The 16,858-nt window shown below is 55.8% G+C and carries 15 protein-coding genes; 7 read left to right on the top strand and 8 right to left on the bottom strand.

All coding sequences use genetic code 11. From position 1 onward, the window contains the following. The first annotated feature begins 7 nt into the window (after positions 1 to 7). The 3 genes from pntA (at position 8) to ACOTWU_RS14155 (ending at position 4,152) form a co-directional block, all read left to right on the top strand. The gene (gene pntA / locus ACOTWU_RS14145) at positions 8 to 1,537 is read left to right on the top strand and encodes a Re/Si-specific NAD(P)(+) transhydrogenase subunit alpha (RefSeq protein WP_032648158.1); all 1,530 of its coding nucleotides are present in this window, start codon (positions 8 to 10) and stop codon (positions 1,535 to 1,537) included. A gap of 10 nt (positions 1,538 to 1,547) precedes the next feature. Next, entirely contained in the window at positions 1,548 to 2,936 is a 1,389-nt protein-coding gene (gene pntB, locus ACOTWU_RS14150) for a Re/Si-specific NAD(P)(+) transhydrogenase subunit beta (RefSeq protein WP_015570645.1), read from the top strand. A gap of 106 nt (positions 2,937 to 3,042) precedes the next feature. Then, positions 3,043 to 4,152, top strand: coding sequence for a mechanosensitive ion channel family protein (locus tag ACOTWU_RS14155; RefSeq protein WP_126499292.1), 1,110 nt, complete (start codon positions 3,043 to 3,045; stop codon positions 4,150 to 4,152). A 40-nt stretch (positions 4,153 to 4,192) separates the two neighbouring features. On the opposite strand, the gene uspE is transcribed toward ACOTWU_RS14155, so the two are convergent. The 6 genes from uspE to ACOTWU_RS14185 form a co-directional block, all read right to left on the bottom strand. After that, on the bottom strand, positions 4,193 to 5,143 hold the full coding sequence (uspE, locus tag ACOTWU_RS14160) for a universal stress protein UspE (protein ID WP_006808916.1): 951 nt from the start codon (positions 5,141 to 5,143) through the stop codon (positions 4,193 to 4,195). Positions 5,144 to 5,280: 137 nt separating this feature from the next. After that, positions 5,281 to 6,033, bottom strand: coding sequence for a fumarate/nitrate reduction transcriptional regulator Fnr (gene fnr, locus ACOTWU_RS14165; protein ID WP_000611906.1), 753 nt, complete (start codon positions 6,031 to 6,033; stop codon positions 5,281 to 5,283). A gap of 183 nt (positions 6,034 to 6,216) precedes the next feature. After that, positions 6,217 to 6,732 (bottom strand): methylated-DNA--[protein]-cysteine S-methyltransferase, encoded by a 516-nt coding sequence (ogt, locus tag ACOTWU_RS14170; protein ID WP_015570643.1) that lies wholly within the window; start codon positions 6,730 to 6,732, stop codon positions 6,217 to 6,219. 9 nt (positions 6,733 to 6,741) lie between these two features. Beyond that, positions 6,742 to 8,268 carry a p-aminobenzoyl-glutamate transporter gene (gene abgT, locus ACOTWU_RS14175; protein ID WP_023296513.1) on the bottom strand — a complete coding sequence of 509 codons (1,527 nt, stop codon included), beginning with the start codon at positions 8,266 to 8,268 and terminating at the stop codon, positions 6,742 to 6,744. Positions 8,269 to 8,312: 44 nt separating this feature from the next. Further along, positions 8,313 to 9,758, bottom strand: coding sequence for an amidohydrolase (locus tag ACOTWU_RS14180; protein ID WP_252049301.1), 1,446 nt, complete (start codon positions 9,756 to 9,758; stop codon positions 8,313 to 8,315). Further along, entirely contained in the window at positions 9,758 to 11,068 is a 1,311-nt protein-coding gene (locus tag ACOTWU_RS14185) for a M20 family metallo-hydrolase (protein WP_058700322.1), read from the bottom strand. Before ACOTWU_RS14185 ends, ACOTWU_RS14180 begins: the two co-directional genes overlap by 1 nt. Positions 11,069 to 11,243: 175 nt before the next feature. On the opposite strand from ACOTWU_RS14185, the gene ACOTWU_RS14190 reads away from it, so the two are divergent. Together ACOTWU_RS14190 and smrA are read left to right on the top strand one after the other, a co-directional pair. After that, positions 11,244 to 12,149: a LysR family transcriptional regulator gene (locus tag ACOTWU_RS14190; RefSeq protein WP_003857524.1), complete on the top strand. Its 906-nt coding sequence runs from the start codon at positions 11,244 to 11,246 to the stop codon at positions 12,147 to 12,149. Between the two features lie 350 nt (positions 12,150 to 12,499). Further along, the gene (gene smrA, locus ACOTWU_RS14195) at positions 12,500 to 13,063 is read left to right on the top strand and encodes a DNA endonuclease SmrA (RefSeq protein ID WP_032653382.1); all 564 of its coding nucleotides are present in this window, start codon (positions 12,500 to 12,502) and stop codon (positions 13,061 to 13,063) included. A 32-nt stretch (positions 13,064 to 13,095) separates the two neighbouring features. Here smrA and tcp read toward each other — a convergent pair whose 3' ends face one another. After that, complete coding sequence (tcp, locus tag ACOTWU_RS14200; RefSeq protein WP_017384568.1) at positions 13,096 to 14,757, bottom strand: methyl-accepting chemotaxis citrate transducer; 1,662 nt, start codon at positions 14,755 to 14,757, stop codon at positions 13,096 to 13,098. A 145-nt stretch (positions 14,758 to 14,902) separates the two neighbouring features. Here tcp and ACOTWU_RS14205 point away from each other — a divergent pair, with 145 nt between their 5' ends. Further along, positions 14,903 to 15,769, top strand: a complete 867-nt coding sequence (locus ACOTWU_RS14205; RefSeq protein ID WP_032653385.1) for an aldo/keto reductase family oxidoreductase — start codon at positions 14,903 to 14,905, stop codon at positions 15,767 to 15,769. Between the two features lie 46 nt (positions 15,770 to 15,815). Here ACOTWU_RS14205 and ACOTWU_RS14210 read toward each other — a convergent pair whose 3' ends face one another. Further along, positions 15,816 to 16,016, bottom strand: a complete 201-nt coding sequence (locus ACOTWU_RS14210) for a hypothetical protein (protein ID WP_003857516.1) — start codon at positions 16,014 to 16,016, stop codon at positions 15,816 to 15,818. A 325-nt stretch (positions 16,017 to 16,341) separates the two neighbouring features. Between ACOTWU_RS14210 and ACOTWU_RS14215 the strand changes: the two genes are divergently transcribed. Continuing rightward, positions 16,342 to 16,761 carry a translesion error-prone DNA polymerase V autoproteolytic subunit gene (locus ACOTWU_RS14215; RefSeq protein ID WP_003857514.1) on the top strand — a complete coding sequence of 140 codons (420 nt, stop codon included), beginning with the start codon at positions 16,342 to 16,344 and terminating at the stop codon, positions 16,759 to 16,761. Positions 16,762 to 16,858: the final 97 nt, after the last annotated feature.

Genomic DNA, 16,858 nt, shown 5'->3' on the forward strand with positions numbered 1-16,858 from the left:
GAAAACTATGCGTATTGGGGTACCAAAAGAACGGTTAGCCAATGAAACCCGCGTAGCGGCGACACCAAAAACGGTGGAGCAACTGCTTAAACTGGGTTTTACCGTCGCGATTGAAAGCGGCGCGGGCAAACTGGCGAGTTTCGATGACGAGGCCTTTACTCAGGCTGGCGCGGAAGTAGTGGACGGTGCTGAGGTCTGGCAATCACCCATCATTCTGAAGGTCAACGCACCGGAAGAGAGTGAAATTGAACTGCTGAACGCGGGCACGACGCTTGTGAGCTTTGTCTGGCCAGCCCAAAACCCGGAGCTGATGGAGAAGCTGGCAGCACGCGGTGTCACCGTGATGGCGATGGACTCCGTGCCGCGTATATCGCGCGCGCAGTCTCTGGATGCGCTGAGCTCCATGGCGAACATTGCCGGCTATCGCGCCATTGTCGAAGCTGCGCATGAGTTTGGTCGCTTCTTTACCGGTCAGATTACGGCGGCAGGTAAAGTACCACCCGCGAAGGTGATGGTGATTGGTGCCGGTGTGGCAGGTCTTGCCGCTATCGGGGCCGCAAACAGCCTGGGCGCTATTGTTCGCGCGTTTGATACCCGGCCGGAAGTGAAGGAGCAGGTGCAGAGTATGGGCGCCGAATTCCTTGAGCTGGACTTCAAGGAAGAAGCGGGCAGCGGTGATGGTTACGCGAAGGTCATGTCTGAAGCCTTTATTAAGGCGGAAATGGCGCTCTTTGCGGCGCAGGCAAAAGAGGTGGACATCATTGTCACCACCGCGCTTATTCCGGGTAAACCGGCGCCGAAGCTGATCACCCGTGAGATGGTGGATTCCATGCAGCCGGGCAGCGTTATTGTCGATCTGGCGGCGCAAAACGGCGGTAACTGTGAGTATACCGTGCCAAACCAGGTCACGACGACCGCGAACGGCGTGAAGGTGATCGGTTATACCGACCTGCCAGGGCGTCTGCCAACCCAGTCCTCTCAGCTGTACGGCACGAACCTCGTTAACCTGCTGAAGCTGCTCTGCAAAGAGAAAGACGGCAACATTACCGTTGATTTTGATGATGTGGTGGTGCGTGGCGTTACCGTGGTGCGTGAAGGGGAAATCACCTGGCCTGCACCGCCGATTCAGGTTTCCGCTCAACCTCAGGCTGCGCCGAAAGCGGCGCCAGAGCCCGCGGAGCCAGCAAAACCTGCGTCGCCGTGGCGCAAATACGCCATCATGGCGCTGGTTATTATCCTGTTTGGTTGGCTGGCGGATGTCGCGCCAAAAGAGTTCCTTGGCCACTTCACCGTCTTCGCGCTCTCCTGCGTGGTGGGTTACTACGTCGTGTGGAACGTTTCTCATGCGCTGCATACCCCGCTGATGTCGGTCACCAATGCCATCTCCGGGATTATCGTGGTCGGGGCATTGCTGCAAATTGGTCATGGCGGCTGGATCAGCTTCCTGAGCTTCATTGCGGTGCTGATCGCCAGTATCAATATTTTCGGTGGTTTCACCGTGACTCAGCGCATGCTGAAAATGTTTCGTAAAGGCTAAGGGGTAGCATATGTCTGGAGGATTAGTTACAGCCGCATACATTGTTGCTGCAATCCTGTTTATTTTCAGTCTGGCGGGGCTTTCCAAACACGAAACGTCTCAGCAGGGAAATAACTTTGGTATCGCCGGGATGGCGATTGCGCTGATTGCCACCATCTTTGGGCCGGACACCGGCAACGTGGCGTGGATCCTGGTGGCGATGATCATCGGCGGCGCGATTGGTATTCGTCTGGCGAAACGCGTTGAAATGACCGAGATGCCGGAGCTGGTTGCCATTCTGCACAGCTTCGTGGGTCTGGCGGCGGTGCTGGTGGGCTTCAACAGCTACCTGTACCACGAACCGGGCCTGGAGCCGATTCTGGTGAACATCCACCTGACCGAAGTGTTCCTCGGCATCTTCATCGGTGCGGTGACCTTCACCGGGTCGATTGTGGCGTTCGGCAAGCTGCGCGGGAAGATCTCTTCCAAACCGCTGATGCTGCCTAACCGCCACAAGCTGAACCTGGCGGCGCTGGTCGTTTCCTTTGTGCTGCTGGTGGTCTTCGTGCGTACCGAAAGCGTAGGCTTGCAGGTGCTGGCGTTACTGGTGATGACCATCATCGCGCTGGCCTTCGGCTGGCATCTGGTGGCGTCTATCGGCGGAGCAGATATGCCGGTGGTGGTTTCCATGCTGAACTCCTACTCCGGTTGGGCGGCGGCGGCGGCAGGCTTTATGCTGAGCAACGACCTGCTGATTGTCACCGGTGCGCTGGTCGGTTCTTCCGGTGCGATCCTGTCTTACATCATGTGTAAGGCGATGAACCGTTCGTTTATCAGCGTCATCGCGGGTGGCTTCGGTTCTGACGGCTCATCAACCGGTTCTGATGAGGAAGTGGGTGAACACCGTGAAATCAGCGCGGAAGAGACCGCAGAGATGCTGAAAAACTCGCATTCCGTCATCATCACCCCAGGCTATGGCATGGCGGTGGCGCAGGCGCAGTATCCGGTGGCGGAAATCACCGAGAAACTCCGCGCGCGCGGCATCAAGGTTCGCTTTGGTATTCACCCGGTGGCGGGGCGTCTGCCAGGCCACATGAACGTGCTGCTGGCGGAAGCGAAGGTGCCTTACGACATTGTGCTGGAAATGGACGAGATCAACGATGATTTCGCCGACACCGACACCGTGCTGGTGATTGGCGCCAACGACACCGTTAACCCGGCGGCGCAGGACGACCCGCGTAGTCCGATTGCGGGTATGCCTGTTCTCGAAGTGTGGAAGGCGCAGAACGTCATTGTCTTCAAACGCTCTATGAACACCGGCTATGCTGGCGTGCAGAACCCGCTGTTCTTTAAAGATAACACCCACATGCTGTTTGGCGACGCCAAGGCCAGCGTGGATGCGATCCTGAAAGCGCTGTAATTGCGCTTCATCCTGACAAACCGCCCCCTGGGGCGGTTTTCTTATTCTGCGGCCAGCTTTTCTCCTCTGTCTATACTTTACCCTTTGTGTAATACGAGGAGGTGTAATGCGATTTTTGTCCCGCTTCGACATCATCGAGCTGATGATGACGCCATCTTTCTGGATCGGCGTCGCCACGGTGGTTTTTGTGACTCTGCTGGTGTACTGGCTGCTGACGCGTCTGATCGCCTTCGTTAAGAAAGGGATCACCACCTGGGGCGACAAGCACCCCAGCACCAACCGGATGCGCTTTATCCTGACGGATATGCTTAACCGCACCAGCCGCTTCCTGCTTTTTGTCGTGGCGCTGTTATTCAGCCTGCGTTTCGTCGACTTACCGGATCATCTCTTTGGTACCGTGAGCCACGCCTGGTTCCTGGTCTTCGCTATCCAGGTGGCGCTGTGGATGGATCAGGGGGTGGTGTCGTGGCTTCGTCACGTCATGCTGGCGCCGGGAAGCCATAAAAACCCGGTGACGCTGGTGATCACGGGGCTTATCCTCCGTGCCATAGTCTGGTCAGTGATGCTGCTGTCTATTCTTGCTAACGCGGGCGTCAACATCACTGCTCTGGTTGCCAGCCTTGGGGTAGGGGGTATTGCAATCGCCCTCGCGGTGCAAACGATCCTGAGCGACGTGTTTGCATCGCTTTCCATCGGTTTTGATAAGCCGTTCGAAATTGGCGATTTTGTGGTGTTTAACGATGTCGCCGGGACGGTAGAGCACATTGGCCTGAAAACCACCCGTATCCGCAGCCTGAGCGGGGAGCAGATTGTCTGCGGGAACGCCATTCTGCTGCAACAGACGCTGCATAACTACAAACGGATGCAAACGCGCCGGATCGTCTTTACCTTCGGGGTTGCCAGCGACACGGCGCCGGACAAACTGCGTTCAGTGGGTGATATGGTCAAACAGATCATTACCGACGTCGGGGAAACGAAGTTTGACCGCGCCCATTTCCTGGGCTTCGATCGCGATCGCCTGACCTTCGAGGTGGTCCATATCGTTAATACGGCGGACTACAACAAGTACATGGATATTCAGCAGGAGATCAATATCCGTATTCTGGAGGGGCTGAACCAGCAGGAGATCAAGCTGGCGCTGCCGAGCATGGTTCTGCACGCGCCCTGGATGAATGCCGGCGACGAGGCACCGACGCAGCGGTTGAGCGAAGCGTAATAAAAAAGCCCGCCGTTACCGGCGGGCTTTCATTTTGGGGTCAATCGTCTTCCTCATCGTCCAGTTCAACCGGCGTTTGATACTGATCCGGTTTGATGACCAGAAGGTCGCAGCGCAGGTGGTCAATCACCTGCTCGGCGGTATTTCCCAGGAACGCGGCAGAGATACCGGTCCGGCCAATGGTGCCCAGCACCACAATCCCGGCCTGCAAATGCTCCGCCAGATCCGGAATAACCTCTTCCGGTAACCCTTTTTCTACGTGCGTCATATTCTCATCGATACTGAATTTCTGGCGCAGCGCTTTCATGGCCAGCAGATGCTGACCGCGAATCGCGTCGTTATACACGCTCGGGTCAAATTCAGGCAACTCGATGGCGATATTGATTGGCGTAACCGGATAGGCACCCACCAGATGGACTTCGGTGTGGTTAACCTGGTCGGCAAGCTGGATGGTTTCCTTCACCAGCTTCTCGTTCAGCGAATTGTGATAATCCTCTTCGCTGGCCAGATTCACCGCCACGACGGCTTTCCCGCCCTCAGGCCATGGCTGATCTTTCACCATCCATACCGGGCAAGGGCATTTGCGCAGCAGGTGCCAGTCGGTTGGAGTGAAAATCACGGATTCCAGTTTGTCATGCTGGTGCGCCATTTTCAGCAGCAGGTCATGCCCACCGGCCACCACTTCCTGAATAATGGCTTCGAAAGGTCGGTTGTGCCAGACCACTTTGATATCAATCGGTACGCCCGCTTCCAGGTAATATTTCGCCTGCTCGCGGATCCACGCGGTACGCTGGCTGATCACTCCCTGACGCATAGCGGTGCGCTCGTCAGGCGACAGAAGGGTGGTCATCTCGTATGAGAAGTCATAAATCGGCAAAAAGGCTTTAATTTTGCCACCAATCCGTTGATGTAAATACACAGCACGTCGTAATGCCGGCTGATCGTCCTGGTTAGGATCGATAGCCACCAGCATGTTTTGATACTTTGCCATACAGGTCTCCTTACTACTGTCACCACAGTCTGTAAGTAAAAGAGTAACCTATATATCTTGAATGAAACAGGGGGGAAGTTTTTGCCAGATCAATAATCATGAAAATTTATCGACCTGGCATAAGATATCCGGGAGAGTTATGCCACGTTACGTGAGTGACCCGCCAGAATGGCCAGCGCTTCACCGTTTTCGATGGTGATGTACTTACCTTTAACCGCCAGCATTCCGCTCTTCTGGAAGCGACCCAGCAGACGGCTGATGGTTTCCACGGTCAGGCCCAGATAGTTGCCAATATCACCGCGCGTCATGGTCAGACGGAATTCACGCGGGGAGAAGCCACGCTCCGCGAAACGGCGGGAGAGGTTATAGATAAAGGCGGCCAGACGCTCTTCGGCATTCTTTTTGGAAAGCAGCAGGATCATATCCTGATCGCCTTTAATCTCACCGCTCATCAGACGCATCATCTGCTGACGCAGGTTCGGCATCTTACCGGACAGATCGTCCAGCGTCTCAAACGGAATTTCGCAGACCATAGAGGTTTCCAGCGCCTGAGCAAAGCTCGGGTGATGGCCACTGCCGATGGCGTCAAAGCCGACTAAATCGCCTGCCAGATGGAAGCCGGTGATCTGCTCGTCGCCCTGTTCGGTAATGGTGTAGCTTTTGATGGTGCCAGAACGGATAGCATAGAGCGATTTCAGTTCGTCTCCCGCCTTAAACAGCGTCTGCCCTTTCTGAATAGGCTTTTTGCGCTCGATGATATTGTCAAGCTGATCGAGTTCGTGCTCATTCAGAGTAAACGGGATACAGAGCTGGCTGATGCTGCAATCCTGGCAATGGATAGCACAACCGCCAGACTGAATGCGTCGTATAATTCGCTTTTCCGGGATCATAGGTTTGCTCAAGCCTTAATTGATATTGGTCAATTTTAACATCTTTTTGGTAAGGACGTAAGTCTGGCAAACCCCCAATAAAGACAAGAGACGGCAGCGTGTTGCCATCTCCTTGAAATTCCACAGAATGATTAAGGATTATGAACCTAACAGGAAGAAAATTAAGCACAAAAAGCTTGGGAATTACAGCAGAAAATACCCTTCGTGACGCAGCAGCCACTCTTTGCGCTGTACCCCCCCGGCATAGCCGGTGAGAGTGCCGTTGCGCCCGATCACGCGATGGCAAGGCACCACAATGCTGACGGGGTTAGAGCCATTTGCCGCACCGACCGCGCGCGCCGCGCCGGCACGGCCAAGCTGTTCTGCCAGCTGACCGTAGTGCATCACCTGCCCGCAGGGAATATTACGCAGCGCCTGCCACACCTCGCGCTGGAAAGGGGTACCCGCCGTGGCGGTTGGCAGGGTATTAATAATGCTGAGATCGCCCTCGAAGTAGGCCGTCAGTTTATCGCTCAGCCCGCCAGGATTACGGGCAGTAATACGCTCGTAACCCTCGGCGCGATAATGGATGTTGAGCAGCTCTACCATCCGGTCGCTGTGCTCTTCCCATTCAACCGCGCGCAGATTGAACGCTTCATCCGCGATAACCCACAGCGGCCCCAGCGGCGTCGCAATCTTATCTTCGAGTAATCTCAGCATCAGTACTCCTTAGTTCAGCCTCGGGTAAACACCCGGTCCAATCGGCAGGCCGACAAGATACCACGCCACCAGCATCACCAGCCATACCCCTAAGAAGATAAGCGGATAGGGCAGAACCAGCGAATAGTAGGTACCCAGCTTAGCCTCCGGCCTGTAGCGTTGCAGGAAGCCTAAAAACAGCGGAACGAAGGGTGACACGGGCGCCAGCGGGATCACCGAGGAATCGGCGACACGGAACAGGATCTGGGCGAACGCCGGATGGAAGCCGAGCATCATAAACATGGGGACAAAGATGGGCGCCAGAATCGACCAGATGGCCGACCCGCTGGCAATAAACATGCACAGCAGGGACGACAGCAGCGCCAGGCCGACAAACGCCGGAACACCGCTCAACCCCGCCGCCTCCAGCGCGTCCGTCAGGCTCACGGCCATAAACTTGCCCATGTTGCTCCAGTTAAACATGGCGACAAACTGCGCCAGCGGGAACACCATCACGATAAAACCCGCCATCTCCTTCATCGGCTCGATCATCAGGTGCGGCAGATCTCCCTGACGGCGGATTTTGCCGGTGGCGATGCCGAACGCGAGCGAAACGACGAAGAAGAAGAGAATTATCAGCGGCACAATGCCCTGAATAAACGGCGAGGGCAGGACGGTGTGTTTGATCGGATCGCGCAGCACGCCATTCTCCGGCACCACCATCAGCGCCACCACCGCAATGAACGCCAGCGAGACGATCCCGGCTACGCGCAGGCCGAACTGCTGCTCTTTGCTCAGCGTCTCCAGCTTTTCATCGCTCCGGCCTTCCCATTTACCCAGGCGCGGCTCAATGATCTTATCGGTAATCAGACCCCCGACAATTGTCAGGACAATCACCGAACTGGCCATAAAGTACCAGTTGTCGATCACGCTGACGTGCATAGTCGCATCGATGGTGCTGGCTGCCTCTGTGCTGATGCCGGAGAGCAGCACATCGGTGGTCACGATCAGCAGGTTAGCGGTAAACCCACAGCCGACGCCCGCAATTGCCGACAGCAGACCCGCAACAGGATGACGGCCAACGGCCAGGAAAATCAGCGCCCCCATCGGCGGCATGATCACCAGCGCCGCGTCGGACGAGATATGGCTGAAGAAGGCAATAAACAGCACCATATAGCTGGCATAACGCGCGCTGACGTGCGAGGCCATTTTCACCATCAGCGCAGGCAGCAGACCCACGCGTTCGGCCAGTCCCGCGCCTAACACCAGCGCCAGAATGGCGCCCAGCGGCGCAAAACCGCTGAAGTTTTTAATCACGTTCGGCAAAAACCAGTGCAACCCTTCAACGCTGAGCAGGTTTTTCACTGCCACCATGCTGCCGTCGGCCGGGCTGCGCACGCTCACCTCAAAGGCGGACAGCGCGGCCGTCGCGACCATCAGGATGACAATTAAATAGATAAAAAGCAGGAAAGGGTGCGGCACTTTATTGCCGATCCTTTCAACCCAGCCATAGAGCTTACCGGATGGGGAATGCGAAGGTATGGAAGACATACTCATGGGCGTTCCTCGGGACTGTTGTTGTGTTGTTGTGTTGTGTTTTTTTATTTTAAAGGTGACGGTGTCACGCCCTGCGGGATCGGACACTCGTACGGTTTTTCTGTTATGTGTTGTTCGAACTCTTCCCGGCATTTTCGCAGCAGGTCGGCATCCTGAAGCAGATGCAGCGCGGTCGCGCCCATCACTTTTCCGGCCAGCAACATGCCTTTATGGGCAATTGAGGTACGCCCCTGCGCCACTAATTGCCAGGTATGCAGTGGGGTGCCGACGGTAAAACAGGGGCTAAAGCACTGTGCAACAGGCATCTTCCAACTGACATCCCCCACATCGGTGGAGCCTGCCAGCACGTTATCGGTGATGGCGTAAGGGGCAACTTCATCCACCAGCAGCGTCTCCTGATGGCGTCGGGCAAACGCTTTTCCCTCTTCGGCCCCCGTTGCGGCAATGTTTTTCAGGCTGTTTTGCAGGTCGTTTGCCGTGAGCGTGGCGCGGATTTCACGGGCAAATTCGCGTTCCTCTTCCGTCCAGGCCGGCGTGCCATAATGCTGCAATGCGCGGTACATCGCCGCTTCGAGCGTACGGTTCGGCAGATAGCTGGAGCAGGCTTTATCAAAGCGGCACTCGACGGTGGTTTCGGTCATCATCGCCGCACCCTGGGCGATTTTCTCGATGCGCGCGTAGATCCGCTGCGCATCGGCCATCTCCGGGGCGCGGATCAGGTACAGCACCTCGGCCTGGGCCTGTACCACGTTGGGCGAAATCCCGCCGGTATCGGTGATGGCGTAATGAACGCGCGCTTTTTCAATGATGTGTTCGTTGAGGAAATTTGTACCGGTGGTCATCAGCGTCACGGCATCCAGCGCGCTGCGCCCCAGATGTGGGGAGTTTGCGGCATGAGCGGCGATCCCCTTAAACCGCCAGGCGGCCTGAATATTGGCCAGCGTGCTGACGTTAAACATCCCGGCAAAGGCCTCCGGGTGCCATGTCACGGCAGCGTCCACGTCGTCAAACAGACCTTCACGCACCATAAAGGTTTTACCGGAGCCGCCTTCCTCGCCGGGGCAGCCGTAAAATCGCACCGTTCCGCTGCCGCCGTGCTGCTCCAGCCAGCTTTTCACCGCCACCGCCCCGGCGAAGGCAGCAGTGCCTAACAGGTTATGCCCGCAGCCGTGGCCGTTCGCCCCCGGGGTGGCGGATTGCGCCGTCGCGCAGTGCGCCTGCTGGCTTAGCCCGGCCAGGGCATCGTATTCGCCCAGAAGGGCGATAACGGGCTTGCCGCTGCCGTAGCTGGCAATAAAGGCGTTGGGAATGCCTCCGGCTTCCCGCGTCAGGGTAAAGCCCTCGGCTTCCAGCGCGCTGGCGAGCCGTTCGGCGGACCAGAACTCTTCGAAGCGCGTTTCGGGATGATCCCAGATGTCGTCGGCAATATCGGTAAACGTCTGACATCGCGTGTCGATGGCATCAGCGATAAAAGCGTAGTTCTCCTGCATTACACACCTCGCGTCCACGGGAAATTAAGCGCAGTTCGCGCCAGCGTTTCGATGGCAACGTTCATCACCTGCTCATCAAAATCGAATTTTTCGTTATGATGTCCGGCGCTCAGCTCGGTGCCGAAGACCATATACGACGCCATGCCGCCGTTCTGCTGAACGCGGGCCATCATCAGCGTGGCATCTTCGGAGCCCGCAGGCGCTGTCACCTTATCAATTGCATGCTCAATTCCGGAAACCTGGCTCGCCTGTTCGCGCAGATAAGCAACCCAGGCCGGCGTCGGCGCGCTGAAGGTGGCGGCACCCATCAGGCGTATTTCGGCGCTTACGCCGTAGAGCGCCGCCGCGCCGGTAATTACCGCCTGTGCGCGCTCAAAGACATACTGATTAATAGCCTCGCTTTCGCCGCGGGTTTCAACCTTAAGCAACGCATCAGCCGGAACCACGTTGCGTCCGCTGCCCGCCTGCATGACCCCGACGTTAACCCGGGACGCGCCTTCGCTGTGTGGTGCGATGCCATGCAGCGCGATGGCGGCCTGGGCAGCCGCGAGCAGGGCGTTACGGCCCTCTTCTGGTTTACCGCCAGCGTGTGCGGCGACCCCGGTAAAGCGCACGTCAAATTTGGTGGTCGCCATGAAGTTATCGCTGCCGCAGATCACCGTCCCTTCCGGAACGCCGGTCCCGATATGAATGGCGGTAAAGTAGTCCACGCCGTCCAGCGCGCCTGCGGCGACCATAGCCCGCGCGCCGCGCGTACCCTCTTCGGCAGGCTGGAAGATCAGTTTGATGATGCCGTTGAGCTGCGCCTCATGCTGCTTAAGCACCTGCGCGAGCCCCAGACCAATGGTGGTATGCCCGTCGTGGCCACAGGCGTGCATCATGCCCGGGTTGCAGGAGGCAAAACCGTCGCGGAAGGGGCGATGACTTTCGTCAAGCGCTTCGCTTAAATCAAGTGCATCCATGTCTACCCGAAACGCCAGCGTTGGGCCCGGACGTCCGGTATTCAGGGTCGCCACAATGCCGGTAAATCCGCCCTCAAACGGCGCCAGCCATTTCTCCGGCGCACCCTGCGCCCGGGAGCGGGCAAACTCTCGTGAAAGGGTGGCGTCATCGGGCAGTCCCATACGGCTTTCGGCATCGACCACGTCGCGGCCCATCGCCAGTTCGTAGCCCAGCGAGTCGAGGATCTCCGCGACTTTCGCAGCTGTTCGAAACTCTACCCAGCCGGATTCCGCAAAATGGTGGAAATCGCGACGCCATGCGCTCAGTTGTGGAGCTAATGTCTGAATGTACTGCGCCAGTGCGTTCATATCTTTTCCTGTCATCATTAAAATATGTGAACTGCTTCACGCTGTGATAGTTTTTACTTATCACTAATCGTTTTTTCACAGTTTTAACCGTTCAGGAATTACCCTCGCACATCCGTTTCCATTAAAGTAGATGACAGTTTCTTTACTCTGATAAACAACGGTTATCGGTCTCGTTATGTCATTTCAGATTAAATTTCATCAAATCAGGGCGTTTGTCGAAGTGGCGCGTCAGGGCAGCATTCGCGGCGCCAGCCGGACGCTTAATCTTTCGCAGCCCGCGCTGACCAAATCCATTAAAGAGCTGGAGGAGGGTATGGCGGCCCAGCTATTTGTGCGCCGGAGTAAAGGCGTCGCGCTGACCGAGTGCGGGGAAGGGTTTTATCACCGCGCTAATTTGATTCTGGAAGAGCTGCGTGCAGCGCAGGATGACATCCGCCAGCGACAGGGCGAGCTTGCCGGGCAGATCAATATTGGGATGGGAGCCAGCATTTCACGCAGCCTGATGCCGGCCGTCATTACGCGTTTTCATGCGCAGCATCCTCAGGTCAACGTCCGGATTATGGAAGGCCAGCTGGTGTCGATGATTAATGAATTACGTCAGGGTGAGCTGGACTTTACCATCAATACCTATTATCAGGGGCCGTACGATCACGAATTTACGTTTGAAAAGCTGTTCGAAAAGCCTTTTGCTGTATTTTGTCGGGCAGGGCATCCGGCGACAGGGGCGACCTCAATTAATGAGCTTTTGCAATATAACTGGACGATGCCTACGCCCCGGGGAAGTTATTATAAGCAGTTGCAGGATACTTTTAACCATCGCTCTCAAATACCGCGAATTGGCGTTGTCTGTGAGACCTTTTCCTCCTGTATTAGCCTCGTCGCACAAAGCGATTTCATCAGCATTTTACCGCAGGAGCTGGGCTGCGATCCGCTTCTGGCGCACCGTCTGATAATGCTGCCGGTTGTCGAAACCCTGCCTAAAGCAGCATATTATTTAATTCAGCGTCGTGATTCTCGCCAGACACCGCTTGCCGAATCATTAATCACGCAGTTTCGAAGGGAAGCCAGGAAATTAATTTAATCAAAATAACAACAATAAAAAAATAGAGTCTGCCCGACATCAGACAGACTCCACAGTACACACAGTCGTGCGTCCTTTCGCGGATCCTACATGCATTATCCATTGGGCAGGTTTATTAAGTTATAACAGCTTTTTCTTAAAAGAGAAGGACGTTGAGTGATTGATTTCACGATTTTTTAACGTAAATTATTTAATTAATTACGGCTGAAATTTAAGTTAAGGTTAGATTAAATTTATTGCGTCTGCGATTATCTGTTCCTTAAGCCATTATTTGAACCCGTGCCTGGATGATTGAGACCCGCAACGGGCGCAGGTATAGTACATCACTCAGATGTAGCCGGAGGATTTCCATGAACCCTGACGACAAATCACTTTTTCTTGACGCCATGGAGGATGTCCAGCCGCTCAAACGCTGCGCGGATATTCACTGGCAGCAGAGCCGCAACACGCGGGCGCGTCAGGAAATAGATACTGAGCAGCTCGATAACTTTCTGACGCTGGGGTTTCTGGAACTGTTGCCCCTTGACGAGCCGCTGATGTTCCAGCGCGAAGGGGTACAGCAGGGGGTATTTGATAAGCTGCGTTCCGGCAAATATTCCCGTCAGGCCAGCTTAACGCTGTTACGCCAGCCTGCGGAGCAATGCCGCCAGCTGGTCTATTCCTTTATTCGCCAGGCCGGACGTGACGGGCTACGCAACCTGATCATCGTGCATGGTAAAGGGCGTGAACAGCAGTCGCATCCTAACGTGGTGCGCAGCTATCTTGCGCGCTGGCTGACCGAGTTCGACGAAGTACAGGCCTTTTGCGAAGCGCAGCCGTATCACGGTGGCAGCGGAGCATGCTATGTCTCGTTGCGTAAGTCAGAGGATGCGAAGCGAGATAACTGGGAGCGCCACGCCAAGCGCAGTCGCTAATCAGGAAGGCGGGCGAGATGCCCGCCTGTCACTCAGAAGGTTTCCCAGTTCGCGTCAGCTGTATTCGCGCCTGCCGCTGACGGGCGCAGCAGTACGGGCGTTTTCACGTTTTTAGGGCGAGCCGCCAGCGATGCCTGAGCGTTCAGCCGGAATGCCGCCACGGCCTGACGCAGCTGTTCAGACTGATCTTCCAGCGCTGCCGCCGCCGTTGCCGACTCCTGTACCAGCGCGGCGTTTTGCTGCGTGACGCTGTCCATCTGCGAGACCGCCAGGCTGACCTGCTCTATACCGCGGCTCTGCTCGTCAGACGCCGAGGAAATCTCAGCCATAATATCGGTTACGCGCGTCACGGCCGCGACGATCTCTTTCATGGTCGCACCCGCCTCGCTCACCTGTTCCGAGCCGGTATTCACTCGGCTGACAGAGTTCTCGATAAGCCCTTTGATCTCTTTTGCCGCCTGCGCGCTGCGGCTGGCCAGCGTCCGTACTTCACCTGCCACGACCGCAAAGCCGCGACCTTGTTCCCCGGCACGGGCGGCTTCAACCGCCGCGTTGAGCGCCAGAATGTTGGTCTGGAAGGCAATGCTATCGATAACGCCGGTGATATGCGCAATTTGCTGAGAACTGTCGGCAATGTCATTCATGGTACGCACCACGTTATCCACCACCTGACCGCCGCGAGCGGCGGTTTCAGACGCATTCTTCGCCAGCAGCGTCGCCTGACGGGCGTTATCCGAGTTCTGTTTCACCGTGGCAGTCAGCTCTTCCATACTGGCGGCGGTCTCTTCCAGCGAGGCTGCCTGCTGCTCGGTTCGCGCGGAAAGGTCGTTACTCCCGGCGGCAATTTCTCCTGCGCCCGTGTAGATAGAATCTGTGCTGCCGCGCACGGCGCTGACGGTGCTCACCAGCGACTGCTGCATCTCGTGCAGACCAGCAGCCAGCTGGCCCATCTCGTTGCGCCCGGTAATCGCGACATTTTGCGTCAGATCGCCGCTCGCGATGGTGCGAATATGGTTCATGATGGCGTTGAGCGGTTTCAGGAGCAGGTGCTGTAAACCCTGCCAGATCACCACCAGCACGGCGATCACAGTCAGGAAGATCGCCGCCAGCGTCCACTGCATCTGGGTAAAGCTGCTCTGATTCTCTTCGGCGGCGGCTTTCAGCAGCACGTTGTTTTCAGCGCGCCAGCGGGTATAGACCGCCTCCATCTCATCCTGCGCCTGCTGGGCGTCCAGGTCGCCATAGGCCTGATAGTTATCGGCGCGCAGATACTCAATGGACAAGCGCATCACCTCGTGCATTTGCTTCCAGGCTTTCTGCATCTCTTCGGTGAGCGCGGCATTCTGGCCCTTCACCTGCGAAATCGCCTGCCAGTTTTTGTAATAGTCTTCGGCTTTGGTCAGCGAACCGTTCGCGGTCCCCAACAGCGTGTTGATTGCTGCGAGAGAGGCCGGATCGCGCTGGTTTTTCAGGTAGCGGATCGCCACGCGGGTGACGGTAACGCGCGTTTTCACCAGCGTGTTCACGCTGTCGCTCAGGCTCTCCTGTTGGGCATTGAGTAACCCGGAGTTCTGAAAGTTGTGACGATCGTTGTTAACGGCAGAGTAGAACAACCCTCCCGTGACAACTTGCAGCAGACAGAATATGGTTAGGGCAAAGATAATACCGGTAATCACGTGCAGATTTTTCAGCATGGCGGTCATCCGTAAGAGAAGAGGCAGGGTTACATCAATACTATCGTCGTAGCGAATTTAAACTTTAATTTTACTATTGCTTAACTAATGGTTTCGTTGCGGAACCTGTTGTAAATCCGGATCATTTTTTATGAGGAAGGTCAGCATGAGCAGCATAGATAAAAGCGGAACGTTCACGCTCGGAACGCGTACGGTTAAACGATTTGGCTATGGCGCGATGCAGCTTGCCGGGCCTGGCGTTTTTGGTCCGCCAAAAGACAAAAATGCGGCGCTGGCGGTGCTGCGTGAAGCGGTGGCGTCGGGTGTGAATCACATTGATACCAGCGATTTTTACGGACCTCATGTGACCAACCAGCTTATCTGCGAGGCGCTTCATCCGTACCGGGACGACCTTACGATTGTGACCAAGATCGGAGCCCGACGCGGCGAGGATGCCTCCTGGCTGCCGGCGTTTTCCGCGCAGGAGTTGACGCAGGCGGTGCATGACAACCTGCGTAACCTGAAGCGGGATGTGCTGGACGTGGTTAACCTGCGGATCATGTTTAGCGCCCACGGACCGGCGGAAGGCTCGATTGCCGCGCCGCTGAGCACCCTTGCGGAGCTGCAACAGCAGGGGCTGGTTCGTCATATTGGGCTGAGCAACGTCACCGCTTCGCAGGTTGCTGAAGCGCAGAAGATGGTTTCCGTGGTGTGCGTACAGAACATGTACAACGTTGTGAATCGCGGTGACGATGCGCTGGTCGATTCACTGGCGCAGCAGGGGATTGCCTGGGTGCCGTTCTTCCCGCTGGGTGGTTTCACGCCACTGCAATCTTCCGGACTACAGGCGGTGGCGGATTCGCTGGGCGCGACGCCGATGCAGGTGGCGCTGGCATGGCTGCTGCAACGCTCGCCAAATATCCTCTTGATCCCGGGAACCTCGTCGGTGGCGCATCTGCGTGAAAACCTGGCGGCAGCCGAACTGGTATTGCCGCCTGAGGCGCTGGAGACGTTAAATTCGCTGGTGGGGTAATCCCGACGGCAGCAAAAGCCCGGAGGATTTTTCGGGCTTTTGCTGTTTATGATCCAATCTGACTTCTTTGGCGGTGAAGCGCTAATGCTTCCGCCACGATTTCTTGCTTACTTTTCCGTGTTTCATACGCAGTAATGCGGATGTACTCCATCAGCGCAGGATCGATGCGCGCGCTTAACATCCTGAGTTCGGCCTCCTTTGCGACACCGCGAGCAACACGCTTATCGGGATAATCACGGGCGGGCATAGAAAACGTCCTCCAAAAATTGTCTTGTTAATTTGTGCTGTAAAATATGCGCTAGTCTAAATGGAAAGTCAACGGATAGTGTATGTGGAGTGATTTGTGGTCACCTTGTTTTGTTTTTGTAGTCATTTAAAAGTCATAGCATAGTGATGTTTTATGACGCGTTAAGCTTGCCCATGCGTAAAAATTTACAAAACAAATAATCTTCATTGCTATAGAGGGTTATAAGCGAAGCGGTTAAGGCGTAGCCAGCCGCTTACGCTGACATGGCTTGATCGATACCTCAGTTAAAACTACTGTATATAAAAACAGTGTGGAGGTGTTTATTATGATCTTTTTCAGACCCGCAGAGTTGCGTGAAATCGTTGCTATTCCACTTTTCAGCGACTTAGTACAGTGCGGCTTCCCCAGCCCGGCAGCGGATTATGTAGAGCGGCGTATCGATTTAAACGAGTTATTAGTCGCCCATCCCAGCTCCACTTACTTTGTCAAAGCCGCCGGTGACTCGATGATAGAAGGGGGGATTAATAACGGTGATTTGCTGGTGGTAGACAGTTCCCGCAAGCCTGAGCATGGCGATATCGTGATTGCGGCGGTAGAGGGCGAATTTACCGTGAAGCGCCTCCAGTTGCGTCCCAACATTCAACTCAACCCCATGAACAGCGCCTATTCGCCGATTATTGTCGGCAGCGACGATACGCTCGATATCTTTGGTGTGGTGACGTATATCGTGAAATCCGCGAGCTGATCGTATTTGCGAAGCTTAATTAATAAGCAATGAGTTAATTTTCACCATGCAAAAATCTTACGTTATCCGGGCTGACTTGTCGGCAAACCTGATATTC

The sequence above is a fragment of the Enterobacter cloacae complex sp. GYL001 genome (assembly GCF_049237125.1).
GTDB classification, from domain to species: domain Bacteria; phylum Pseudomonadota; class Gammaproteobacteria; order Enterobacterales; family Enterobacteriaceae; genus Enterobacter; species Enterobacter hormaechei_C.

Excerpts from the sequence above, each read along its gene's own strand:
- smrA (WP_032653382.1), top strand. The coding sequence starts at position 12,500 with ATGAACCCTGACGACAAATCACTTTTTCTTGACGCCATGGAGGATGTC.
- ACOTWU_RS14155 (WP_126499292.1), top strand. The coding sequence starts at position 3,043 with ATGCGATTTTTGTCCCGCTTCGACATCATCGAGCTGATGATGACGCCA.
- pntA (WP_032648158.1), top strand. The coding sequence starts at position 8 with ATGCGTATTGGGGTACCAAAAGAACGGTTAGCCAATGAAACCCGCGTA.
- ACOTWU_RS14185 (WP_058700322.1), bottom strand. The coding sequence starts at position 11,068 with ATGAACGCACTGGCGCAGTACATTCAGACATTAGCTCCACAACTGAGC.
- fnr (WP_000611906.1), bottom strand. The coding sequence starts at position 6,033 with ATGATCCCGGAAAAGCGAATTATACGACGCATTCAGTCTGGCGGTTGT.
- tcp (WP_017384568.1), bottom strand. The coding sequence starts at position 14,757 with ATGCTGAAAAATCTGCACGTGATTACCGGTATTATCTTTGCCCTAACC.
- ACOTWU_RS14210 (WP_003857516.1), bottom strand. The coding sequence starts at position 16,016 with ATGCCCGCCCGTGATTATCCCGATAAGCGTGTTGCTCGCGGTGTCGCA.
- ACOTWU_RS14180 (WP_252049301.1), bottom strand. The coding sequence starts at position 9,758 with ATGCAGGAGAACTACGCTTTTATCGCTGATGCCATCGACACGCGATGT.
- uspE (WP_006808916.1), bottom strand. The coding sequence starts at position 5,143 with ATGGCAAAGTATCAAAACATGCTGGTGGCTATCGATCCTAACCAGGAC.
- abgT (WP_023296513.1), bottom strand. The coding sequence starts at position 8,268 with ATGAGTATGTCTTCCATACCTTCGCATTCCCCATCCGGTAAGCTCTAT.
- pntB (WP_015570645.1), top strand. The coding sequence starts at position 1,548 with ATGTCTGGAGGATTAGTTACAGCCGCATACATTGTTGCTGCAATCCTG.
- ACOTWU_RS14190 (WP_003857524.1), top strand. The coding sequence starts at position 11,244 with ATGTCATTTCAGATTAAATTTCATCAAATCAGGGCGTTTGTCGAAGTG.
- ACOTWU_RS14205 (WP_032653385.1), top strand. The coding sequence starts at position 14,903 with ATGAGCAGCATAGATAAAAGCGGAACGTTCACGCTCGGAACGCGTACG.
- ogt (WP_015570643.1), bottom strand. The coding sequence starts at position 6,732 with ATGCTGAGATTACTCGAAGATAAGATTGCGACGCCGCTGGGGCCGCTG.
- ACOTWU_RS14215 (WP_003857514.1), top strand. The coding sequence starts at position 16,342 with ATGATCTTTTTCAGACCCGCAGAGTTGCGTGAAATCGTTGCTATTCCA.